Genomic DNA, 24,466 nt, shown 5'->3' on the forward strand with positions numbered 1-24,466 from the left:
ATATGACCAAGGATTTACAAAAGAGAACATTGTTTGCGGTATTGGCCCTGGCGATTTTCCTTCCAGTCTTGTTTTCGGGAGGGCTCCTGTTGCAGATAGGGATTGGCTTGTTAGCGATGCTAGGTGTCCATGAACTCTTGCACATGAAGGGGCTAAAGACTATGACCATTGAGGGTGCTTTGACTCTTTTTGCGACCTTCGCTCTCACAGTTCCTTTAGAAAATTACCTAACTTTTTTGCCTGTTGATGGGAATGTGGTTGCCTACAGTGTTTTGATTACCATAATGCTAGGGACGACCGTCTTCAGTAAAAACTATACGATTGAAGATGCCGCTTTTCCAATTGCTGTGAGCTTTTATGTTGGTTTTGGCTTCAATGCCTTACTAGATGCTCGGGTGGCAGGTTTTGACAAGGTACTTTTGGCCCTTTTTATCGTTTGGGCGACAGATAGCGCAGCCTACCTGACAGGGATGAATTTTGGTAAACATAAGTTGGCACCAAGAGTTTCTCCTAATAAGAGTATTGAGGGCTTTGTCGGTGGTATTCTAGGTGCGGTACTGATAACAGTAGTTTTCATGTTAGTGGACAGCACAGTTGCTCTTCCTTATGGGATTTATAGAATGAGTCTCTTTGCTGCCTTCTTCAGTGTGGCAGGTCAGTTTGGTGACTTGATTGAGAGTGCCATGAAACGCCATTTCGGTGTTAAGGATTCTGGAAAATTTATCCCTGGACATGGCGGTGTGTTGGATCGCTTTGACAGCATGCTGATTGTGTTTCCAATGATGCACTTATTTGGCCTGTTTTAAAGAAAGGAATATTGAATGATTGGATTGCTAACCTTTATCCTCGTTTTTGGGATTATTGTGGTGGTGCATGAGTTTGGACATTTTTATTTTGCCAAGAAATCAGGCATTTTAGTTCGTGAATTTGCCATTGGTATGGGGCCCAAGATTTTTTCCCATATCGGTAAGGATGGCACGGCTTATACCATTCGAATTCTTCCTCTAGGAGGCTATGTTCGTATGGCAGGCTGGGGTGATGATACGACAGAAATTAAGACAGGAACTCCGGTCAGTTTAACACTTGCCGACGATGGTAAGGTCAAACGGATTAACCTCTCAGGGAAGAAACTGGATCAAACGGCTCTCCCTATGCAGGTAACCCAGTTTGACTTTGAAGACAAGCTCTTCATTAAAGGCTTGGTCTTGGAAGAAGAAAAGACTTTTGCAGTGGATCATGATGCAACGGTTGTTGAGGCAGATGGAACCGAAGTGCGCATCGCTCCTTTGGATGTACAGTATCAAAATGCTTCTATCTGGGGCAAGCTCATCACCAACTTTGCAGGTCCCATGAATAACTTTATCTTAGGAGTTGTTGTTTTTTGGATCTTGATCTTTTTGCAAGGCGGTGTTAGAGATACTCAGACCAATCTCTTTCATGTCATGCCAGAGGGAGCTTTGGCTAAGGTAGGTGTAGCTGAGACCGCTCAAATTACCAAGGTCGGCTCGCATGAGGTTAAAAATTGGCAAGATTTGACCCAGGCTGTGGAAGCAGATACCAAGGACAAGACCGCCCCGACCTTGGATGTGACCATTTCTGAAAATGGTAGCGAAAAACAAGTCACTGTGACTCCAGAAGAAAATCAAGGACGTTATATTCTTGGGGTTCAACCGGGGGTCAAGTCAGACTTTCTATCCATGTTTGTTGGTGGATTTACGACAGCTGCTGACTCGGGGCTCCGTATCCTTTCGGCTCTGAAAAACTTGATTTTCCATCCAGATTTGAACAAACTCGGTGGTCCCGTTGCCATTTTTAAGGCAAGTAGCGATGCTGCTAAAAATGGTCTTGAGAATGTCCTCTATTTCCTAGCTATGATTTCCATCAATATCGGGATTTTTAACTTGATTCCTATCCCGGCTTTGGATGGTGGAAAGATTGTGCTCAATATCCTAGAGGCTATCCGCCGGAAACCCCTTAAACAAGAAATTGAAACCTATGTCACCATGGCTGGTGTAGTTATCATGGTTGTCTTGATGCTAGCTGTGACCTGGAATGACATTATGCGACTCTTCTTTTAGATAATCGAGGAATATTATGAAACAAAGTAAAATGCTAATCCCAACGCTTCGCGAAATGCCAAGCGATGCTCAAGTTATCAGCCACGCCCTTATGTTGCGTGCTGGTTATGTTCGTCAAGTTTCTGCCGGTGTATATTCTTACCTACCACTCGCTAACCGTGTGATTGAAAAGGCTAAGAATATCATGCGCCAAGAGTTTGATAAGATTGGTGCGGTGGAGATGTTGGCTCCTGCACTTCTCAGTGCTGATCTTTGGCGTGAATCAGGTCGTTATGAAACCTATGGTGAAGACCTTTATAAACTGAAAAACCGTGAAAAGTCAGACTTTATCTTAGGTCCGACACACGAAGAAACTTTTACAGCTATTGTTCGTGACTCTGTGAAATCTTACAAGCAATTGCCACTCAACCTTTACCAAATCCAACCGAAATACCGTGATGAAAAACGTCCACGTAACGGACTTCTCCGTACGCGTGAATTTATCATGAAAGACGGCTATAGTTTCCATGCTAATTACGATAGTTTGGATGTGACTTATGACGAGTACAAGGCAGCCTATGAACGTATCTTCACTCGTAGTGGTTTGGACTTCAAGGCCATCATCGGTGATGGTGGCGCCATGGGTGGTAAGGATAGCCAAGAATTTATGGCCATCACACCAGCCCGTACAGACCTCGACCGCTGGGTTGTCTTAGACAAGTCAGTTGCCTCATTTGATGAAATTCCTGTAGAAGTGCAAGAAGAAATCAAGGCAGAATTGCTCAAATGGATGGTTTCTGGTGAAGACACTATTGCCTACTCAAGTGAGTCTAGCTATGCGGCTAACTTAGAAATGGCAACAAACGAGTACAAGCCAAGCAACCGTGTCGTTGCGGAAGAAGAAGTGACTAGAGTGGAAACTCCAGGTGTTAAATCCATCGATGAAGTGGCAGCCTTCCTTAATGTGCCAGAAGAGCAAACGATTAAAACTCTCTTCTACATGGCAGATGGTGAGCTTGTTGCAGCCCTTCTAGTTGGAAATGACCAACTCAATGAAGTCAAGTTGAAAAACCACTTGGGTGCAGATTTCTTTGATGTTACGAGCGAGGAAGAAGTAGCAAATGTTATCCCAGCTGGCTTTGGTTCGCTTGGACCAGTTGGTTTGCCAGAAAATGTGAAAATCATTGCAGACCGCAAGGTGCAAGATGTTCGCAATGCTGTTGTGGGTGCCAACGAAGATGGCTACCACTTGACGGGTGTGAACCCAGGTCGTGATTTTACTGCAGAATACGTGGATATCCGCGAAGTTCGTGAGGGTGAAATTTCACCAGACGGACAAGGTGTTCTAAACTTCGCGCGTGGTATTGAGATCGGTCATATTTTCAAACTCGGAACTCGCTACTCAGCAAGCATGGGTGCAGATGTTTTGGACGAGAATGGCCGTGCTGTGCCAATCATCATGGGTTGTTACGGTATCGGTGTCAGTCGTCTCCTTTCAGCCGTTATAGAGCAACACGCTCGCCTCTTTGTCAATAAAACGCCAAAAGGTGAATACCGTTACGCTTGGGGAGTTAACTTTCCTAAAGAATTGGCGCCATTTGATGTGCATTTGATTACTGTTAATGTTAAAGATGAAGAAGCGCAAGCCTTGACAGAAAAATTAGAAGCCAACTTAATGGAGGCTGGTTACGAAGTCTTGACAGATGACCGTAACGAACGTGTCGGTGTTAAATTCAGCGATAGCGACTTGATTGGTCTGCCAATCCGTATCACTGTTGGGAAGAAAGCAGCTGATGGTATCGTGGAAGTTAAGATCAAGGCAACTGGTGACACAATCGAAGTTCACGCAGACAACTTGCTCGAAACCCTTGAAATCCTAAGCAAGAAATAAAAACTTTAATCAGAAGAAAAACAAGGCAAAAATGTAACTAGTTTTTACCTTGTTTTTTCTATATAATGGGGAAAATGAGTAAACGAAGAGGTATAGCTATGCTAAAATTTCCAAAGGATTTTGTCTGGGGTTCCTCTACTTCTGGACCACAGACAGAAGGTCGTGTACCTGGTGACGGAAAGGGAGACAATCTCTGGGATTATTGGTTCAAAGTAGAGCCAAATCGCTACTACAATGGGATTGGACCTGACAAAACATCAACTTTCTATGAAAACTGGGAAAAGGATATTGAGCTTTTGGTAGAGACTGGGCATACAGCCTTCCGAACTTCTATCCAGTGGTCTCGTATTTTCCCACAGGGCCGTGGAGAGGTCAATCCGCAAGGGGTGGTTTTCTACCGTCAGGTTTTTGAAGCTATTAAGGCCAAGGGGATTCGTCTCTTAGTCAATCTCTATCACTTTGACCTGCCTTTTGTCCTCCAAGAAGATGGGGATGGTTGGGAAAATAAGACCACTATCAAGGCTTATGAAGACTATGCTCGTTTTTGTTTTGAGACTTACGGTGACTTGGTGGACCAATGGATTACCTTTAACGAGCCCATTGTCCCCGTAGAGTTTGGCTATTTCTATGATGCCCACTATCCTCATAAGGTAGATGCCAAAGCAGCGGTTAAGGTTGCTTATCATACTCAACTGGCTAGTAGTCTTGCGGTTAAGGTCTGTCATGAGATTTTGCCTGGCTCTAAGATTGGGATTGTCCTTAACTTGACACCAGCCTACCCACGTAGTCAGCATCCTGCAGATGTCAAGGCTGCTCGCATTGCCGACCTCTTCCAAGCCCAATCTTTCCTAGATCCGTCTGTCTTGGGGGCTTATCCACAGGAGTTGGTAGAAATCTTGTCTGAGCATGATTTGCTGCCAGATTCTACAGCTGAAGAGTTGGATCTTATTCGGGAGCATACTGTGGACTTTCTTGGAGTCAACTATTACCAACCCTTGCGCGTCATGGCTCCACGCTTTGCTAAACATCCTGATAGCCCGCTTTTGCCAGAGCATTTCTATGAGCCTTACGTCATGCCGGGCCGTAAAATCAATCCTCACCGCGGTTGGGAAATCTACGAGCAGGGGATTTATGATATCGCTCAAAATATCAAGGAAAATTATGGTAATATTGAGTGGATGCTGACAGAGAATGGCATGGGTGTTGAAGGTGAAGAAAAATTCCGTCAAGATGGGATGATTCAGGACGACTATCGTATTGACTTTGTCAAAGGGCATCTGCGTGAACTTCACCGTGCCATTGAAGACGGGGCCAACTGTAAGGGCTACTTGATTTGGACCTTTATCGACTGCTGGTCATGGCTCAACAGCTATAAAAATCGTTATGGTTTGATTGAACTTGACTTGGAAACACAGGAACGTCGCCTGAAGAAATCAGGCCATTGGTTCAAAGAACTCAGCGACCATAATGGATTTTAAGAATGAAAAGAGTGAGATGGTGTTCATCTCACTCTTTATTACAATATCATCACCAAGGTTCCGATCGTAATCAGGATACAGCCAATAATTGTTTTAAACGTCAGGATATCCTGTAGAAAGAAAAAGGCTAGAACAAGGGTAATGACGAGACTGAATTTATCGACAGCAGATACCTCAGTCGCATTGCCCATCTGTAGTGCCTTGTAGTAGCAGAGCCAGGAGGCACCTGTTGCCAAACCAGATAGGATGAGAAAGAGCCAACTTTTTCTACTGATGTTGACGATTTCAGTCTGACTATTGGTCAGGAAAACCATAGCCCAAGCCATAAGGATGACGACGACCGTACGAATAGCGGTTGCTAGATTGGATGGAACTCCCTCAATCCCAATCTTGGCTAGAATTGACGTTAAGGCTGCAAAGACAGCTGATAAAAGTGCGAAGAAAAACCACATGGAAAATACCTCCTCTTTTATTATAAGTAATTGATGCTGACTTGTCAGGTATCAAATGAAATCTTGATAAAATACCAGATAGAAAAACTATACCAATTTTTATTCTTGACAAGTGAGAAAAACAAGTATATACTGTTTTTGCTGATTCTGTAAAAGGGAAATCAGACTATACCAATTTAAGGAGAAAGCACAGCTGGTCTGTGTCGTATATACTATGTGTGGAATTGTTGGTGTTGTTGGAAACACAAATGCAACTGATATTTTGATTCAAGGGCTTGAAAAGCTCGAATACCGTGGTTATGATTCTGCGGGGATTTTTGTCCTAGGTGGTGCTGAAAATCACCTGGTTAAGGCTGTCGGTCGTATCGCAGAATTGTCTGCTAAGACGGCTGGTGTTGAGGGAACAACTGGTATCGGACATACTCGTTGGGCGACTCATGGGAAACCAACGGAGGACAATGCTCACCCACACCGCTCTGAGACAGGACGTTTTGTCTTGGTGCACAATGGGGTGATTGAAAACTATCTCGAAATCAAGGAAGAATACCTTGCAGGTCACCACTTCAAGGGGCAAACAGATACGGAAATCGCCGTTCACTTGATTGGGAAATTTGCAGAAGAAGATGGTCTTTCAGTTCTTGAAGCCTTCAAAAAAGCTCTTCACATCATCCGTGGTTCTTATGCCTTTGCCTTGGTTGACTCTGGAAATCCAGATGTCATCTATGTCGCTAAGAACAAATCACCACTCTTGATTGGTCTTGGAGAAGGCTACAACATGGTCTGCTCAGATGCTATGGCTATGATTCGTGAGACCAACCAATACATGGAAATTCATGACCAAGAGTTGGTAATCGTCAAGGCTGATAGTGTCGAAGTTCAAGACTATGATGGCAATCGCCGTGAACGTGCTAGCTATACTGCGGAGCTCGACTTGTCAGATATCGGTAAGGGGACTTATCCTTACTACATGCTCAAGGAAATTGATGAGCAACCAACGGTTATGCGTAAACTCATCCAAGCCTACACAGATGAGGCAGGTCAAGTAGTGGTTGACCCTGCTATCATTAAGGCTGTTCAAGATGCAGACCGCATTTACATCCTTGCAGCTGGAACATCGTACCACGCAGGATTTGCTTCTAAGAAGATGCTGGAAGAATTGACGGATACACCTGTTGAACTTGGAATTTCATCTGAGTGGGGCTATGGTATGCCACTTCTCAGCAAAAAACCACTCTTTATCTTTATCAGCCAGTCTGGTGAAACAGCGGATAGTCGTCAGGTTTTGGTCAAGGCTAATGAAATGGGGATTCCAAGCTTGACAGTGACAAACGTTCCAGGTTCAACTCTTTCTCGTGAAGCCAACCATACTATGCTCCTTCACGCGGGTCCTGAAATTGCTGTAGCTTCAACCAAGGCCTATACCGCACAAATCGCAGCCCTTGCCTTCCTTGCAAAAGCAGTTGGAGAAGCAAACGGCAATGCCAAAGCGCAAGCCTTTGACCTGGTTCATGAGTTGTCAATCGTGGCTCAGTCTATCGAATCAACTCTTTCAGAAAAAGAAACCATTGATGCAAAGGTTCGTGACCTTCTCGAAACCACTCGCAATGCCTTTTACATCGGACGTGGTCAAGACTACTATGTAGCCATGGAAGCCAGTCTTAAGCTAAAAGAGATTTCTTACATCCAATGTGAAGGCTTTGCAGCAGGAGAACTCAAGCACGGGACCATTGCCTTGATTGAAGAAGGAACGCCTGTCTTGGCCCTCTTGTCAGATCCAGTCCTTGCTAACCATACTCGTGGAAATATCCAAGAGGTCGCAGCTCGTGGTGCCAAGGTTCTCACTATCGCAGAAGAGAATGTTGCTAAAGAGACCGATGATATCGTCCTTACGACTGTACACCCTTATCTCTCACCAATCTCAATGGTCGTGCCAACACAATTGGTCGCTTACTTTGCAACCCTCCACCGTGGTCTTGATGTGGACAAACCACGTAACCTTGCTAAGTCAGTAACAGTAGAATAAGCTAAGAAAGTCTAGTTCATCTAGACTTTTTTGCTCTCTCTTGGTATACTTGAGTGAGGAGTATTTTTGCTCGCCTTTAATTTTTTATAAGGAGAAGAAAATGAAGAAGAAAAAAAGTATTATTGCTATGCTGGTTGGTATCGTCTTGTCTAGTTCTTACTTGATACGTACGATCTTGATCCATCAGCAGAGACAAGCGAAAAAGCAAAACCTGGAACGGATTGCTGCGGTGCAAGAGACGGTTCAGTCTCAAGATCAAAAGAAAGCTGAAGAGCAGAAAGAACAATTTAAAAAGGCATTTGATGGTATGGATAAAACTTCCATTCTAATGAAAAACTATGATAGCCACACACCGATTAATGGGGACTACAGTTTTGGTACAAAGGATGGCGTGTACTACCTAGTAGAATTAAAAACAGGGAATAAAGTAGCTCTGGAAGGTGTGGACAAGGCCTTTCCTTTGTCTGTCAAAAACGAGGACACAAATAGTACGGAGCTTGCCCTGGTTGTCCGTAAAGACCAAGCCTGGTACATGATTGATACAAAGGGTGAGACGATTTACACTTTTGAACAAACAGAATTGACAGAAAACTCGAAGTTGACTTTGAAAGACAATAAACTACAGGTAGAATAAGCTAAGAAAGTCTAGTTCATCTAGGCTTTTTCTAATGAGCAAATTCATTGAAAATAAAACTAATTAGTGATAAAATACCCTAAAAACTAAAAGAGATAGCGAGGAAACAGGATGGTAGAATTAGGAATTTCAACATTTGGTGAAACAACCGCTCTAGAAGCGACTGGGCAGATTTACAGTCATAATGAACGCATTCGTCAGCTGGTGGCAGAGATAGAGCTAGCTGATAAGGTTAGTTTGGATGTGTACGGGATTGGGGAGCACCATCGAGAGGATTTTGCGGTATCAGCCCCAGAGCTTGTTCTTGCAGCTGGAGCAGTTAATACCAAGAAAATCCGTTTGACCAGTGCAGTCAGCATTCTCTCGAGTATGGATCCGATTCGCTTGTTCCAACAATATGCTACCATCGATGCCTTGTCAAATGGCCGTGCGGAGATTATGGCTGGGCGTGGTTCATTTACCGAATCCTTCCCTCTGTTTGGCTATGATTTGAAAGACTACGAAGCTCTCTTTGATGAAAAGTTAGATCTGCTTCAGCTGATAAATGAAAGCACCAAAGTGAACTGGCAGGGGCAATTGACCCAAAGCATTGCTGGAAAAGAAGTCTATCCTCGTCCTGTTCAGGACAAATTGCCATTGTGGGTGGCGACAGGTGGTCATGTAGAGTCAACAGTGAAGATTGCTCGGGTGGGGCTGCCGATTGTCTATGCTATTATTGGTGGTAATCCGCGTTACTTCAAGAAATTGATTCAAGCTTATCGTGAGATTGGTAGGGAGGCCGGTCATACGGATAAAGACCTGAAAGTAGGCGCTCATTCTTGGGGCTGGATTGCTGAGGATGGCGAGCAAGCGGTCAAAGATTATTTCCATCCGACCAAGCAAGTGGTGGATGCGATTTCCAAGGACCGTCCACACTGGCAGGAGTTGACTTATGAGCAATATTTGGAGCAAGTTGGGCCAAATGGAGCCATGTTTGTGGGAAATCCAGACCAGGTGGCAGAAAAATTGATTCGCATGATTGAGGATTTAGACTTGGACCGTTTCATGCTTCATCTACCGCTTGGTTCTATGCCTCATGGTCAAGTTTTGAGAGCTATTGAACTCTTCGGCACACAAGTGGCGCCCAAAATACGTGCTCACTTTGCCATGAAAGAGGGGTTATAAAAAAATTCAATCAGTTGAGTCGATTGGTGAGGAACACCCATGGATTCAGCAACAGGTGGAAGTGGTACAAGCGATAGAGCATACTATCTAGTGGAATATATACTAGTTTATACCAAGTACAAGATAAAATAGTAAAAAAGACGATTTCCGCTTGGAAGTCGTCTTTTTTTCGCTATTCTCGCAAATACGATATCTTGTAGTTGGTGTAAACTGGTAGATAGCTCCCTTATTTTATTTATCAAAACCTTGTAAGTTTTTTTGGCGCTCTTCAGTTTGACCCTTGGCATCCAATTTATTACCATTGTAAACAGTGCTTTCCCATGATCCGTACATTGGGTTAGGGAAAATGATGAATTTCTCACCAAACTCTTTTTGTAATTCCTCTAATTTTTGGTCGCGCTCAGTTTCAGAGGTCTTCGAAAACTCTGCAAAGTCCACAAGATTATCTCCTAGTAGCATGACTAAGTTGGTTTTTTCTTGGACTGCTTGTCTACGACCTTCTTTAGATTTGACGCCTTTTTCTAAGAACATGAGATGATCGCGGCTTTGTACAGGAATTCCTTCATTTTCTAGGTTTTTGATCGTATCATCTACCTGATCTATCGTGCGGTCAGATACATAGTAAATTTGGACACCGTTTTGGTCTGCAAATTGGAGAAAATCTTTAGCACCTGGTACAGCCTTGGCTGCGGCTTTTTTTACCCAGACATCCCAGTTTTCTGGGGTAAATGCTGTTCCATCTTTGACATTTTGCGCTTGATAAGGGCTATTGTCTAATACGGTTTCGTCTAAGTCCAAAACGATAGAGTAGGGTTTATCAGTCTGTGTTTTTAGTAGTTCTTTCAAACGATCAGTAGCGACATTGTAACCTTGTAGATAGAGTGCCTTGGTTTCAGCTGCTTTTTGATACCAAAGAGTTGACATAGTGTTCTCTCTTGAACGCAACTGATCATAGGTCATGGTAACCTGATTATCAGATGTACTACTTTGTGTTGTCTGTGAATTTGCCGAATTTGTGCCACAGCCAGTCAGTAAAAAGACGGAAGTAAGTGTAGAAGCAATTGTAATGGTAACTTTGGATATTTTCATAATCCCATCCTCCTAATAGTAGTCTATTAATATTGTAGCGTTTTCAAGGGATTTGTGCAAGGAAATATCGAGAGAAAAGAAATTTTTCAGTAGTAATTTGGTATTAGGATAAAATTATGTACTTAATTTTGGAATGAAGATGGATATAAAAAAATTCAATCGGCTTGATAGAAAATCTATATCAACTCCTTTTTGAAAAATAGATGAAAATAAAGAGAATCTTTGAAAGGCTACTAACATCAAGCTTTTCAGGGATTTTTTTCTTTATAGATATAAAAATTTTCAATCGAGTTGATAGTCAATATATATTGGGAAAAGGAAAAAAGGAGTGGTAAGATGGTTTCAATCCAAATGGAAGGAGAAAGGTATGGCAAGTAAAAGAGATCTAGTCTTTAGAGCGATTCGAGGCGATGAAGTGGAAAGAGTTCCTGTGGGATTTTGGTTTCATTTTGTAACACTCGAAGAAAAGGGGCAAGGATTAAATAATCCACGTATCTTTCAAAAAAGTGTTGACGGACATCGCAGTTATGTGGAAAGGATTCGCCCTGATTTTGTCAAAATTATGAGTGACGGTTTTTTCCTTTATCCAAGTAATGTCTATAGTCCTAAGATTGCAAGCATTCAGGAGCTGTCTTCTATTGAGTCAATTGGTGAGGAACACCCATGGATTCAGCAACAGGTGGAAGTGGTACAAGCGATTCGAGAGACCTTTACCGAAGAGATTGCTTCTTTCTACAATATCTTTTCGCCTATCTCCTACCTCAAGCGCTGGTTCCGTACAGAAACTTCTCGAGGAGATAGGGAAGTGGCTGATCTATTGCTTGAAAATCCTGAGCAATTCAGAGCGATTCTAGATGTGATTGCAGGAGATATTGCTATCCTAACTCAGAAAATCATCCAGCAAGGCGGTGTTGACGGGATTTACCTCAGTACCCAGGAAATTCAAGATGAGCGCATCACACCAGCACTATATCAAACCTGTATCGAACCGAGCAATATAGCGATTTTGGAGGCAGCCAATCAGGTTGGTGGGACCAATATCCTCCATATCTGTGGTTTTGAAGGTGCGAGCAATGATGTGACGATATTTAAGGACTATCCAGCTCAAGTGGTCAACTGGGCGACTCATCATGAAGATGTTAGTTTGACACAGGGGCAAGAGTTGTTTCCAGGCAAGGCCGTTTTAGGTGGATTTGAAAATGGCAAGAAAAGCTTGCTTTATCAAGGTTCCAAGGCAGAATTGCAAGATGAAACAAGGCGGTTGTTGGCTGAAGCTGGTAGTAAAGGCGTTCTTCTGGGAGCTGACTGTACTGTTCCAGATGACTTTGACTTAGAGAGGTTGGACTGGATTCGACAGGCAGCTGTTCTCTAAAAGGAGGAGCTATGAAAAGTAAAAGATGGGGCATCTTCATTGCAGTTGTCGGTTTGCTGGCCTTGATTGCCATAAGCATCGTAAAAAATGGGCATTGTAAAAATGGAGAGAGATGTCGTGGAGTTCAGGATTTTTCCAAGTCCAGTCTTCCCTTTCTACGCTCGAATGATATCGCAAGCAGTTTATTAGTTGAAAAAGTAAGAAATGGAGAATAAGAATGTCAGAAAAAAAAGAATGGGTTTTAAAAGCATTTAGAGGTGAAAAGGTTGAACGTGTGCCAGTTGGCTTTTGGCACCATTTCACATCCGAAGACGAATGGCTACACGGTTTCTCAAATCCAGTCATTATCGAGAAGAATATCGAGGGCCATAAGCGCTTTATCCGAGAAGTTCAGCCAGACTTTATCAAACTCATGAGTGATGGCTACTTTGCTTATCCAAATCCAGCGATTGCCAAAGGCAAATCACTTCAAGAATTGGCAACCATTCAACCACTCGGACCAGAGCACGCTTGGATAAAAGAGCAGGTTGACTTGGTTAAGAAAATCAAGCAAGAATTTACAGAAGATATCGTTGCGATTTACAATATTTTTGCTCCTGTGACCTATCTCAAGTGGTTGCTTGGGGAAGTGTCTGGTGGAGATGACCTCATTGCAGATTTTCTGGTGGAAGATCCTGAAGCTTTGAAGAAGGTATTGGATGTGATTGCAGAGGATATTGCGAGTCTCAGTCGAGCTGTCATCGAGGAGGCTGGTGCTGATGGAATCTATCTCAGCGTGCAAAGTATCCAAGATCAACGAGTGTCGGCAGCAGATTATCAAGCCGTCATTGCACCTAGCGAGATAACGGTTCTGGAAGCAGCTAGTGCTGTTGGTGGCGTCACTGTTCTTCATATCTGTGGTTACGAGGGAGCGCGAAATGATATTCACCTTTTTGCAGATTATCCAGCCCAAGTCTTTAACTGGGCTGTAGGACCAGAGGGAATCACTCTCAAGGAAGGTCGTGAGATTTTCAAGGGACGTACGGTTCTTGGAGGATTCGAAAATGGCAAGACAGGCTTACTGTATACTGGTAGCAAGGATGCCATTCAGGCTGAGGCAAAGAAACTAGTTGCAGAAGCTGGGGAACAGGGCTTGGTACTTGGGGCAGATTGTACCATTCCAAGTGATATCACAGTTGAACGTATCCAGTGGGTGAGAGAAGCGCTTGAAAACTAAAGGAGAAAAAGATGAGTAAAAAAGCAGGGATTATCGGTGGTGTAGCAGTTGTTGCAGTAATTGGGGCAACGATTATCGGGAGAAGTTTAGCTGGTGCTCCAGCCAAGGATGGAGAAACGGCTTCGTCTGCTGAAGTTATAACCTTGAAGGTTGCCCATACACAAAACTATGTACCTTATGACTTTGTCAATGAAAAAGGGGAATCAGATGGTTATGAAGTAGCTGTTTTGAAGGCTGTTGATGAGAAGTTGGCAAACTATCAATTTGAATATACGGGTACCAGTGATGACGACCTCTTGATTGGTCTGGAATCAGGAAAGTATGACATCGGAACCAAGGGAGCTTGGTACACAGATGAACGAGCTAAAAAGTTTGTCATTCCATCTGAACCAGTGGGAGCGAGCATCATCGGATTTACTGTCAGAAAAGAAGATGAACAGAAATACAAAACCATTGATGACTTTGCTAAGAATAAAGGGAAATTGGTTCCCATCTCTCCACAGAATGCTCAATGGAATGTTATCACCAGCTACAATGAAAAACATCAGGATGCACCGATTGAGCTAACAGCTGCTGAATCCTTTAAAGTGGCAGATGCCTATGCCTGGGTCTTAGAAGGACGTTATGACGCCTTCTTTGATATCAAACTGTCCTTTGAAAAAGCAGTTACAGCAGAAGATGGTCCTTACCACCAATATGCGGATAAACTCAGCTGGTTCCCATACAAGGGCATTCCAACTTATCCTTTGATTCACCGTGATGAAAAGGGTGAGCAATTCGCTAAAGAATACGAAAAAGCAATCAAAGAGTTGAAAGAAGATGGCACGCTTGCTAAGCTATCTCAGCAATACTTTAAAGAAGATGTCTTTAGTTATGTAGACAAAGACTAGACCAGAAATTCCAAGACTAGAAAGGGTTTTGCATGGTTTCTTATGATTTTTCCAAGGTCTTTCAGTTCTTACCGACCTTATGGCAGGCACTTCCTATGACCTTGTCCATTCTCTTTTTTACCACTCTTCTTGGTTCCCTTTTTGGAGGTCTCTTGGCCTGGGCGCAAGTAGGAGAAGACAAGAGTTTTGCAGCGATTTCCAAAGGCTATATCTTTACCCTACGTTGTACACCGCCGATTGTCTTGCTTTTTCTAGTCTTTTATGGCTTGCCAGAATTTCTGAAATGGTGGCTGGGTTTGGATATCAACAACTGGTCTAAAACTATTTTTGTTCTCCTGACGATGATTCTCTTGTTTGCGGCTATTGTTGCCGAGGTTTTCAAGGCGGCCTATCAAGCTATTCCAAAGGGGCAGGCAGAGGCCGGGCTTAGTATTGGTTTGACTCCAAGTCAGACTTTTTGGAGAATCATTTTTCCCCAAGCTTTTCAAGTTGCTCTTCCCAATATAACGACTGCTGTTCTCAATCTCATGCGGGATGCTGCCTTGGCCTATACGATTGGTTTTGTTGATGTTATGGGGGCGGGGAATCTCTTGATCAGTCGCAATTTAGGGAACTACTCTCTGGAAACCTATACGGCAGTTGCGCTTCTTTACTGGGGGATTGCCTTGGTTATTTCTAGCTTGAGTCGTTTGCTTGAGAAGTCTTTGGAAACAAAAGGGAGGTAAGAAATGGATATAGACTATATTGTAAAGACCTTTCTGGAGACCTTGAAGGGTGTGCCAATCACCTTGATTATCATGATTGTGGCTATGGTCTTAAGCTTTTTGCCAGCTCTATTTTTAGCCTTAGGGCAGATCTATAAGGTTCGAGGTGTGAGGGGTTTTTCTCTGGTCTATCTGGCCTTTATCCGAGCGACTCCACCGATTTTATTGATTCTCTTCTTTTATAGTTTATTTCCAAGTTTGCTGAATCAATTTCTCAAAAGCATAGGAAGTGACTTTGATATTTTCAAACTTGATCCTCTCTACTATGCCTTCATCATTTATAGTTTGATGACAGTCGGGAGTTTGTCGGAGATTTTGCGTTCAGCTATCTTGACGGTGGACAAGGGACAACTAGAGGCAGCGCATGCAATTGGGCTGACTACGACCCAGGCTTATCTAAGGATTGTTTTTCCTCAAGCCTTGCGCTCAGCCTTGCCTAACTTGGCCAATCTGGTGATTAATATCGTCAAAGGGACCTCCCTGGTCTTTGTTATGACTATCAAGGATATCACCGCTATTGCTCGTGTGGAAGCGTCCTACGGTTACCAGTATTTTGAGTCATATTTTGTGATCTTTTTGCAGTATATTTTGATCTGTGGTTTGATTCAGTGGGGCTTCTCCCTACTGGAGAAAGGCTATGTGAAAAAAGAAGAGAGAGCAAAAACATCTAGCGCGCGTTTTGTATAGGAGGACAGGATGTTACAAGTAGAACATATCGCAAAAACATTTGGAGAGAGACAGGTCTTGGAGGATGTTAATCTTCAGGTCAACCAAGGGGATGTCGTTGTTATTTTAGGACCATCAGGTTCTGGGAAAACGACCTTTCTCCGTTGTCTCAACCACTTAGAAAAAGCTGACAGTGGCCGTTTGACCTTGGCAGGAAAAACTTATGACTTGGCCAAATTAAGCAAGAAAGACATTCTAGAAATTCGCCAAAAAACAGCCTTTGTTTTTCAACACTACAATCTTTTTGCAAATAAAACTGCTCTGGAAAATATTCTAGAAGGTCTAATCGTAGCTCGTAAAGTTCCCAAGGAAGAAGCACTTAAACGTGCAGAATCTGCCTTGGAAAAAGTTGGTTTACTGGCCTACAAAGACTACTACCCTTCACAACTATCTGGAGGACAACAACAACGAATAGGAATTGCGCGTGCCATTGCCGTCAAGCCCGAGGTCATTTTGCTAGATGAACCAACATCTGCACTAGACCCTGAGTTGGTTGGAGATGTTTTGGATGTTCTGAAACAGTTGGCGGGAGAAGGTGTGACCATGGTGGTCGTCACACATGAGATGGGATTTGCTAGAGATGTCGCTAACCACGTTGTTTTTATGGATGGAGGCCGTATCGTAGAGGAGAACAATCCCCACGATTTCTTTAGTCGTCCGCAGGAAGAACGAACCAAGCAGTTCCTGGCGCGTATCTTATCAGATGCTACCTATAGTGTAGAATATATGATTTGATGGATAAGTGTATCATAAAAAGAACACCCCATGACTAGAAGATTCTTCTAATCATGGGGTGTTTTTCTATAGGAGGGCTAGGTTATATTCTTTGAAAATCTCTTTAAATCAGGTCAGCTTTGCCTTATCAACAACCTCAAAGCTGTGCTTTGAGCAGCCTGCGGCTAGCTTCCTAGTTTGCTCTTTGATTTTCATTGATTATCAGTTCTCTTTCTTGTTTTTCATCAACCATCCAAGTCCGAGAAGGGCAAGGATGCTGAATCCAGCAAGGGCAAGAAGTGATTTGCTCTCAGTTCCTGTGTTTGGAAGGAGGTTCTGAGAGCGAGCCTCTGTAGCAGTTTCTCGAGTTTCAGGATTGGCTGCTAGGTTTTGAGCTTGGCCTTGTTCTGGTTCAACTTCCAAGCTAGAAAGATCAAATTCTGGTTTTTCTTCCACAGCTGGGGCGACAATAGCACCACCTTGAGACAAGCGGAGAACAACGGCAGTGAGGGCGTTCAATTTCAAGCCTTTTTCAGTCCATTTAAGACCCTGAGGTTTAGCAATTCCTACTGGTCCTGCTTGGTTTTCATCTGCCAGGACTTCAGCTTTTCTCAAGTGAGCAAATGCAGTTCCTAGAGTAAATTCGCGAGACTTATCATCTGCATTGACAAAGACAGCGTAGATATCTCCATTTGGAGCGGTGATTTGATAGCCGATGGCCACGTCTTCTTTTTCAACACCATTTTGGCCTGGGACAGTAATGAGTCGGACGCGCTCTTTGATATCTTGTAGACTCTTGAGTCGGAAGGCGTCTGTAGATTGACGAAGAGCGATCAATCCTTTCATGTAGTCACGGCTCTTGACATTTTCAGGATATGCTTTGCCATCTGTTGCCTTGGTCCAATCAAACTTGTTGACAGCATCACTAGAGTCGTAAGAGTCATGGATAAAGTAAGGATAGACAAATGGCTTGCCGTCTTTGTCACGCAACAAGTGAGACTTGTTTGGAACCTTATCTTCAGGGACAGGAGTCTTATAGGCTGGATCAAGGAATTGTTTGGTACGTCCATATTCCTGACCAGAGTGGATAAACGGAGTTCCTTGAGCAGTCAAGACCATGAGGTTTCCAAGTCGCAAACGACGATGGATCTCAGCGTAGTTTTCAGCCTTGCTAGGGTCTTTTTTGATAGACTGGGCAATGATGTCAAAGAGGGTCAAGTTATCATGGGCTGCGATATACTGGATAACATCTCCAGGATTGTCAGCTTCAAAGTTAGTTGGTTGGGCAATGAGATTTTTAAAGATGGTATTGATATCGCGTTTGCCACCTGTGATAAAGGTAGGTTGACCTTCGTTTGGATAGCCAGACTTGAGGTTGTTACGGATGTCGTCTGAAAAGACAGCGACAGTATCTGTTTTCTTCATCCAATCTTGGTCGGCAGGTTGTACAGGCGTATTTTCATCACCAGCATAGGTTCTCCAACCTTCGCCTAGCATGATAAGATTTGGATTGAGGGCGCGTGCAGCTTTGTACGCTTCTTCGATAGAAGCCGCATCGTGGTCACCCATCATATCAAAGCGGAAACCATCTACTTTGTAGGTTTCAACCAGATACTTGATGGAGTCTACCAAGACACGTTTAGACATGTAGTGGGTAGTTCCCAAACGGCCGCCTCCGAAGCTGGTACGAGGAGTTCCGTCTGCATCCATAAAGTGATAGTAGTTTGGCTCAATATCTTCAAAAATGTCAACCTTTGCAGTATGGTTGTAGACCACGTCCAGGATAGCACCCATGCCACGTTTGTGGATTTCGTTGATGAGGTTTTTGAATTCGGCAATACGTTTTTCTGGATCCTTAGGATTCCTTGAGTACATACCAGTCAAGGAGAAGTAGTTTTGAGGGTCATATCCCCAGTTGTAGTTGCTGTTGCTTGAAGCGTAGGCAGACAAACGTTCATGGTTTTTCAATTCATTGACAAAGTAGTAAGACAAGACTGGAAGGAGCTGGATGTGGGTCACACCCAAGTCTTTGAGATAGTCCAGTTTTTCGATAAAGGCTTCAAAGGTACCAAATGGCTTGGTCAAGTCTTTTGCGATCGCAGGATCCGAAGTGAAGTCACGTACATGAGCTTCATAGATAACGGCATCTTCACGTGATTTGAAGTTACGAATCTTTCCATAGGTCAAGTCTTGCGGACCTAACTTCGCTGGATCGACAAAGGCAGCTTTAGCGACCTTATGAGCGGCATCTGTTTTTGCTAGGTCACTGTTCCAAGCCGCTAATGATTTGGCATAAGGGTCAAGAACGAGGACAGTTTTACCTTGGCGCTCGATCTGGTAGTGGTAGTAATAGCCAGTGTAGTTGCTGATACCGAGACCAGAGTTTGCATCCAGAGTTTGTTTCCAGGTTCCTTTTTCTCCTTTTTCAAGGGCGACAGTTCCAACTACCTTTTCAGGGTCTTTCTTGTCATAGACAACAACGGAAACCTTATCAGCACTTGGAGACCAGAGCGTGAGGTCAACACGCTTGCCATCTTCTTTTAGAGTTGCGCCGAGTGGACCATCGTAACTGTAGGACTCATCCTTGAGGCGCCAGCTTGAACGTGTGGTAAAGCGGTCTGAATTGTAGCTGACAGTGTACGGGTGTTGAGTGTCAGAGAAGTCGCCGATGTAGGTCACTTTTTTACCTGCCTCATCCACTTCCACGTCTGTGATAGCTACTTTATTCCCTAGGTAATCAGTGATGCTGGAGTGTTTGAGGATATCGTCTTTCTTAGCTCCAACGAGGGTAGAAAAACTGCTTTCGATACGAGATTTAGCCACGTGTTGGGCACCAGTCATACGGATATCGTGAACGTAGTAGGGGTTGGTGTAGATGGTTTCGTCATCATCTTTGAGGAAAATCTGACTGTGATTTTTTAGATCAGTGAATTTATAATCTTCTTTTCTGATTTTCACATCATCGCCTTTCTTGCTTTCGTCTAGTAATAAAAATCCAAATTCTCTTGCAGCTTCATTGAGTGGGATATCAATGTAACGGCCATATTTTCCAGTTGCTGTAAAGTCAGTACCGTCAGGCCATTCTCCACTGCTTGGGTTTTTAACATCGCCCCAATACCAGAGAGATTTTTTGTCATAGTTGCCATCTGTGCGGTAATAGTTGACACGGACAGTTCCTGCTGGCTGAGGACGGTAGTTGTGTACCTTGTAGTTTTCATCTAGCCAAGCCTCATTCATTTTTGGAGAGAGGCGCTCTACAGAACGGTCCCCTGTCAGGTTATCCCCCTTGGTATTGTTGATAAGGAAGCTGACTTTCTTGGCTTGCTCATTTTTGAGTTTGACATCTAGGTAATAGCCGTAGTCATCTTGCTTGGCATCCTTGAAGGACTTGGCTCCATTGGGCCAGTTTTCAGACGGCTTCTCAACATCGTCCCAAGTCCAAAGACCTTGAGAATCTTTGTTTTCTTCAGGGAGTTTTTTTACATGGATGCGGAAGTGGTTGTCTGCGATGGGTTCTTCAGAAGATGTGTCAGCTTGTGGTTTTTGTTCTGAAGTTGGCGTTGCAGTGCTGTTAGCCTGGCTTGTAGTAGCATCTTCTGTTTTGGGTGTTTCTGGCGCTGTAGTAGTTTCCATAGCTGGAGCTTCTTTTTTAGAATCAAGGGAAGCGTTTGCATTCTTTTGTTCAGAAATAGGCGTTTCCGTTTGAGTTTGACTCGTTTCAGTCTCAGTAGGGGCCTTGGTCACAGCGCTGGTATTTTCCTGAGTTTGAGGCAGGTTTTCGTTAGCCGAAATAGTTGGCATTGCAGCAGAAAGCAGGATAATGCTGGCACCAATAAGGACAGAACCAGTTCCGTTCTTCAAGGAACGGATACCATAAATCATTTTTTTCTCAGTTTGAGATGGGATCTTTTTCATCACAATTCTCCTTGTGTAGTTATTCCTTATCAGTATAGCATGAGGTAAACATTAGTGCAAGCGTTTTCCTGGTTTTTAAAAGAAAATGTTATGCTTTATTCTTTTGAAATTTTAAACCATTTTATAGGAAAAGATTGTTTGAAAAATAGTAAAAAAACCTTGAAAAATCTTGTCCGATAAGGTATAATAAGAGTAATCATTTGTCGTAGGTTTTGTCTGAAATATTGTCCAGACAAAGCTCACAGCAGTTAAATCTTCTGAAAAAGTCAGATTTAGCTGCTCTTTTTGTGCTTTTTTTCAGGTTTTCGAGTGCTTGTAACAAAGATTTAAAGATTCTGAAAATTTATCAAAGGGACATGGTGATAGGGGTTTTACAACCATTTGACGATAATCAATAGCCTGATGAAGCAGGCTTGGAACTTTATTTACAAAGGAGAATCATCTTGGCAGGACATGACGTTCAATACGGGAAACATCGTACCCGTCGTAGTTTTTCAAGAATCAAAGAAGTTCTTGACTTACCAAATTTGATTGAAATTCAAACGGATTCATTCAAAGATTTCCTAGACCACGGACTTAAGGAAGTATTTGAAGATGTATTGCCAATTTCAAACTTCACAGACACAATGGAGTTGGAATTTGTTGGCTATGAAATCAAGGAACCAAAATATACGCTCGAAGAAGCTCGTATCCACGATGCTAGCTACTCAGCTCCAATTTTTGTAACCTTCCGCTTGATTAATAAAGAAACAGGCGAAATCAAGACTCAAGAAGTCTTTTTTGGTGATTTCCCAATCATGACTGAGATGGGTACTTTCATCATCAATGGTGGTGAACGTATTATCGTTTCTCAGTTGGTTCGCTCACCAGGTGTTTACTTTAATGACAAAGTAGACAAGAACGGTAAAGTAGGTTACGGTTCTACTGTTATCCCTAACCGTGGAGCTTGGTTGGAACTTGAAAGCGACTCAAAAGACATCGCTTATACTCGTATCGACCGTACTCGTAAGATTCCATTTACGACCTTGGTTCGTGCGCTTGGTTTCTCAGGTGATGATGAAATCTTTGATATCTTTGGTGACAGTGAATTGGTTCGCAATACCGTTGAAAAAGATATCCACAAGAATCCAATGGACTCTCGTACAGACGAAGCCTTGAAAGAAATTTACGAACGCCTTCGTCCAGGTGAGCCTAAAACTGCTGAAAGCTCACGTAGTTTGCTTGTGGCACGTTTCTTTGATCCACGTCGCTATGACTTAGCAGCCGTTGGTCGTTACAAGATTAATAAAAAATTGAACATCAAGACACGCTTGCTCAACCAAACCATTGCGGAGCCATTGGTAGACCCTGAAACGGGAGAAATCTTGGTAGAAGCTGGAACCGTTATGACTCGTAGTGTGATTGAAAGCATTGAAAGCCATTTGGACGGCGACTTGAATAAGATTGTCTACATTCCAAATGATGCAGCTGTCCTGACAGAACCGGTTGTCCTTCAAAAATTCAAGGTTGTTGCACCAACGGATCCAGATCGTGTTGTAACCATCATCGGGAATGCAAATCCAGATGACAAGGTTCGTGTTGTAACTCCTGCAGATATCCTTGCTGAGATGAGCTACTTCCTCAACTTGGCTGAAGGTATCGAACGTGTGGATGATATCGACCACCTTGGAAACCGTCGTATCCGTGCAGTTGGTGAATTGCTTGCCAACCAAGTACGTTTGGGACTTTCTCGTATGGAACGTAATGTCCGTGAGCGTATGTCTGTTCAGGACAATGAAGTTTTGACACCGCAACAAATCATTAACATCCGTCCTGTAACAGCTGCGGTTAAAGAATTCTTTGGTTCATCACAGTTGTCACAGTTCATGGATCAACACAACCCGCTATCAGAACTATCACACAAACGTCGTTTGTCAGCCTTAGGACCTGGTGGGTTGACACGTGATCGCGCTGGATATGAAGTCCGTGACGTACACTACACTCACTATGGTCGTATGTGTCCAATCGAGACACCTGAAGGACCTAACATCGGTTTGATTAATAACTTGTCATCTTACGGACACTTGAACAAATATGGTTTTGTTCAAACACCATACCGTAAGGTTGACCGTGAAACAGGTGTAGTCACAAACGAAATCGTTTGGTTGACAGCCGATGAAGAAGATGAATTTACTGTAGCGCAGGCCAACTCTCGCCTCAATGAAGACGGTACTTTTGCTGAGAAAGTTGTCATGGGACGTCACCAAGGGGTCAACCAAGAGTATCCAGCAGAAGTCGTTGATTACATGGACGTGTCACCAAAACAGGTAGTTGCCGTTGCGACTGCATGTATTCCTTTCTTGGAAAACGATGACTCCAACCGTGCCCTCATGGGTGCCAACATGCAACGTCAGGCTGTGCCATTGATTGATCCAAAAGCACCTTACGTTGGTACTGGTATGGAATACCAAGCAGCTCACGACTCTGGAGCTGCGGTTATTGCTCAGCATGACGGTAAAGTTACCTACGCAGATGCGGACAAGGTAGAAGTTCGCCGTGAAGATGGTTCCCTAGATGTCTACCACGTTCAAAAATTCCGTCGTTCAAACTCAGGCACTGCCTACAACCAACGTACCCTCGTTAAAGTTGGGGATGTCGTTGAAAAAGGCGACTTTATCGCTGACGGACCTTCTATGGAAAAAGGAGAAATGGCGCTTGGACAAAACCCAATCGTTGCCTACATGACTTGGGAAGGTTACAACTTCGAGGATGCCGTTATCATGAGCGAACGCTTGGTGAAAGACGATGTCTACACATCTGTCCACCTCGAAGAATACGAATCAGAAACGCGTGATACAAAGCTTGGGCCTGAAGAAATTACTCGTGAAATTCCAAACGTTGGAGAAGATGCCCTTAAAAACCTTGACGAAATGGGAATTATCCGTATTGGTGCCGAGGTTAAAGAAGGGGACATCCTTGTAGGTAAAGTCACACCTAAGGGTGAAAAGGACCTTTCAGCTGAAGAACGTCTCTTGCACGCTATCTTTGGAGACAAGTCTCGTGAAGTGCGTGATACTTCTCTTCGTGTACCACACGGTGCCGATGGTGTCGTTCGTGATGTCAAGATCTTTACACGTGCAAATGGAGATGAGTTGCAATCAGGCGTTAACATGCTAGTTCGCGTCTACATTGCTCAAAAACGTAAGATCAAGGTCGGAGATAAGATGGCCGGACGTCACGGAAACAAGGGGGTTGTCTCTCGTATCGTTCCTGTAGAAGACATGCCTTACCTTCCAGATGGAACTCCAGTCGATATCATGTTGAACCCACTTGGGGTGCCATCACGTATGAATATCGGTCAGGTTATGGAGCTCCACCTTGGTATGGCAGCACGTACTCTTGGTATCCACATCGCAACACCAGTCTTTGACGGAGCAAGTTCGGAAGACCTTTGGGACACTGTCAAAGAAGCAGGTATGGATAGCGATGCCAAGACTATCCTTTATGATGGACGTACTGGTGAACCATTTGACAACCGTGTATCAGTTGGTGTCATGTACATGATCAAACTCCACCACATGGTTGATGATAAATTGCATGCGCGTTCAGTCGGGCCTTACTCAACCGTTACTCAACAGCCACTTGGAGGTAAAGCTCAGTTTGGTGGACAACGTTTCGGTGAGATGGAGGTTTGGGCTCTTGAAGCCTACGGTGCGTCAAATGTTCTTCAAGAAATCTTGACTTACAAGTCTGACGATATTAACGGACGTTTGAGAGCTTATGAAGCTATCACAAAAGGAAAACCAATTCCAAAACCAGGTGTTCCAGAATCATTCCGAGTTCTTGTGAAAGAATTGCAATCTCTTGGTCTTGACATGCGTGTCCTTGACGAAGATGACCAAGAAGTGGAACTTCGCGACTTGGATGAAGGAATGGACGAAGATGTCATCCACGTAGATGACCTTGAAAAAGCCCGCGAAAAAGCAGCCCAAGAGGCTAAAGCAGCCTTTGAAGCTGAAGAAGCAGAGAAAGCAACAAAAGCGGAAGCAACAGAAGAAACTGCTGAACAAGAATAAGCAGTTCACTTAGAATAGAAAGGGAA

General features: G+C 43.5%; 18 protein-coding genes. 15 read left to right on the forward strand and 3 right to left on the reverse strand.

Features of this window, described 5'->3' with window-relative positions; all coding sequences use genetic code 11:
• Positions 1-2: 2 nt before the first annotated feature.
• From B7723_RS07490 to B7723_RS07505, 4 genes are all read left to right on the forward strand, one after another.
• Entirely contained in the window at positions 3-806 is an 804-nt protein-coding gene (locus tag B7723_RS07490) for a phosphatidate cytidylyltransferase (RefSeq protein ID WP_084849981.1), read from the forward strand.
• 15 nt (positions 807-821) lie between these two features.
• Positions 822-2,078, forward strand: coding sequence for an RIP metalloprotease RseP (gene rseP, locus B7723_RS07495; protein ID WP_044021445.1), 1,257 nt, complete (start codon positions 822-824; stop codon positions 2,076-2,078).
• 16 nt (positions 2,079-2,094) lie between these two features.
• Entirely contained in the window at positions 2,095-3,948 is a 1,854-nt protein-coding gene (locus B7723_RS07500; RefSeq protein ID WP_084849980.1) for a proline--tRNA ligase, read from the forward strand.
• Between the two features lie 98 nt (positions 3,949-4,046).
• Positions 4,047-5,426 carry a glycoside hydrolase family 1 protein gene (locus tag B7723_RS07505; RefSeq protein ID WP_084849979.1) on the forward strand — a complete coding sequence of 460 codons (1,380 nt, stop codon included), beginning with the start codon at positions 4,047-4,049 and terminating at the stop codon, positions 5,424-5,426.
• A gap of 38 nt (positions 5,427-5,464) precedes the next feature.
• Here the strand turns inward: B7723_RS07505 and B7723_RS07510 are convergent, their stop codons facing one another.
• Positions 5,465-5,878, reverse strand: coding sequence for an EamA family transporter (locus B7723_RS07510; protein ID WP_000264214.1), 414 nt, complete (start codon positions 5,876-5,878; stop codon positions 5,465-5,467).
• A 214-nt stretch (positions 5,879-6,092) separates the two neighbouring features.
• Here B7723_RS07510 and glmS point away from each other — a divergent pair, with 214 nt between their 5' ends.
• The 3 genes from glmS to B7723_RS07525 all read left to right on the forward strand — a co-directional run bounded on the left by glmS (position 6,093) and on the right by B7723_RS07525 (position 9,699).
• The gene (gene glmS, locus B7723_RS07515; RefSeq protein ID WP_084849978.1) at positions 6,093-7,901 is read left to right on the forward strand and encodes a glutamine--fructose-6-phosphate transaminase (isomerizing); all 1,809 of its coding nucleotides are present in this window, start codon (positions 6,093-6,095) and stop codon (positions 7,899-7,901) included.
• A gap of 100 nt (positions 7,902-8,001) precedes the next feature.
• Positions 8,002-8,535 carry a hypothetical protein gene (locus tag B7723_RS07520; RefSeq protein ID WP_084849977.1) on the forward strand — a complete coding sequence of 178 codons (534 nt, stop codon included), beginning with the start codon at positions 8,002-8,004 and terminating at the stop codon, positions 8,533-8,535.
• Positions 8,536-8,646: 111 nt separating this feature from the next.
• Positions 8,647-9,699, forward strand: a complete 1,053-nt coding sequence (locus B7723_RS07525) for an LLM class flavin-dependent oxidoreductase (protein WP_084849976.1) — start codon at positions 8,647-8,649, stop codon at positions 9,697-9,699.
• A gap of 231 nt (positions 9,700-9,930) precedes the next feature.
• On the opposite strand, the gene B7723_RS07530 is transcribed toward B7723_RS07525, so the two are convergent.
• Positions 9,931-10,788: a 5'-nucleotidase, lipoprotein e(P4) family gene (locus B7723_RS07530; protein WP_084849975.1), complete on the reverse strand. Its 858-nt coding sequence runs from the start codon at positions 10,786-10,788 to the stop codon at positions 9,931-9,933.
• A gap of 367 nt (positions 10,789-11,155) precedes the next feature.
• Between B7723_RS07530 and B7723_RS07535 the strand changes: the two genes are divergently transcribed.
• The 7 genes from B7723_RS07535 to B7723_RS07565 are packed head-to-tail and all read left to right on the forward strand — an operon-like array spanning position 11,156 to position 16,491.
• Positions 11,156-12,160, forward strand: coding sequence for a uroporphyrinogen decarboxylase family protein (locus B7723_RS07535; protein ID WP_084849974.1), 1,005 nt, complete (start codon positions 11,156-11,158; stop codon positions 12,158-12,160).
• An 11-nt stretch (positions 12,161-12,171) separates the two neighbouring features.
• Positions 12,172-12,375, forward strand: a complete 204-nt coding sequence (locus tag B7723_RS07540) for a hypothetical protein (RefSeq protein ID WP_084849973.1) — start codon at positions 12,172-12,174, stop codon at positions 12,373-12,375.
• A gap of 2 nt (positions 12,376-12,377) precedes the next feature.
• Positions 12,378-13,376 carry a uroporphyrinogen decarboxylase family protein gene (locus tag B7723_RS07545; protein WP_084849972.1) on the forward strand — a complete coding sequence of 333 codons (999 nt, stop codon included), beginning with the start codon at positions 12,378-12,380 and terminating at the stop codon, positions 13,374-13,376.
• 11 nt (positions 13,377-13,387) lie between these two features.
• Positions 13,388-14,266 carry a transporter substrate-binding domain-containing protein gene (locus B7723_RS07550; RefSeq protein ID WP_000036979.1) on the forward strand — a complete coding sequence of 293 codons (879 nt, stop codon included), beginning with the start codon at positions 13,388-13,390 and terminating at the stop codon, positions 14,264-14,266.
• Positions 14,267-14,298: 32 nt separating this feature from the next.
• Complete coding sequence (locus tag B7723_RS07555; protein ID WP_084849971.1) at positions 14,299-14,991, forward strand: amino acid ABC transporter permease; 693 nt, start codon at positions 14,299-14,301, stop codon at positions 14,989-14,991.
• Between the two features lie 3 nt (positions 14,992-14,994).
• Positions 14,995-15,717 carry an amino acid ABC transporter permease gene (locus B7723_RS07560; protein ID WP_084849970.1) on the forward strand — a complete coding sequence of 241 codons (723 nt, stop codon included), beginning with the start codon at positions 14,995-14,997 and terminating at the stop codon, positions 15,715-15,717.
• Between the two features lie 9 nt (positions 15,718-15,726).
• Entirely contained in the window at positions 15,727-16,491 is a 765-nt protein-coding gene (locus B7723_RS07565) for an amino acid ABC transporter ATP-binding protein (RefSeq protein ID WP_049505423.1), read from the forward strand.
• Positions 16,492-16,692: 201 nt separating this feature from the next.
• Here the strand turns inward: B7723_RS07565 and B7723_RS07570 are convergent, their stop codons facing one another.
• The gene (locus tag B7723_RS07570) at positions 16,693-20,385 is read right to left on the reverse strand and encodes a pullulanase (protein WP_084849969.1); all 3,693 of its coding nucleotides are present in this window, start codon (positions 20,383-20,385) and stop codon (positions 16,693-16,695) included.
• A gap of 443 nt (positions 20,386-20,828) precedes the next feature.
• Between B7723_RS07570 and rpoB the strand changes: the two genes are divergently transcribed.
• Positions 20,829-24,440, forward strand: coding sequence for a DNA-directed RNA polymerase subunit beta (gene rpoB, locus B7723_RS07575; RefSeq protein WP_084849968.1), 3,612 nt, complete (start codon positions 20,829-20,831; stop codon positions 24,438-24,440).
• The last annotated feature ends 26 nt before the right edge of the window (positions 24,441-24,466 follow it).

The sequence above is a fragment of the Streptococcus oralis subsp. oralis genome, assembly GCF_002096435.1.
Lineage (GTDB): Bacteria > Bacillota > Bacilli > Lactobacillales > Streptococcaceae > Streptococcus > Streptococcus oralis_AA.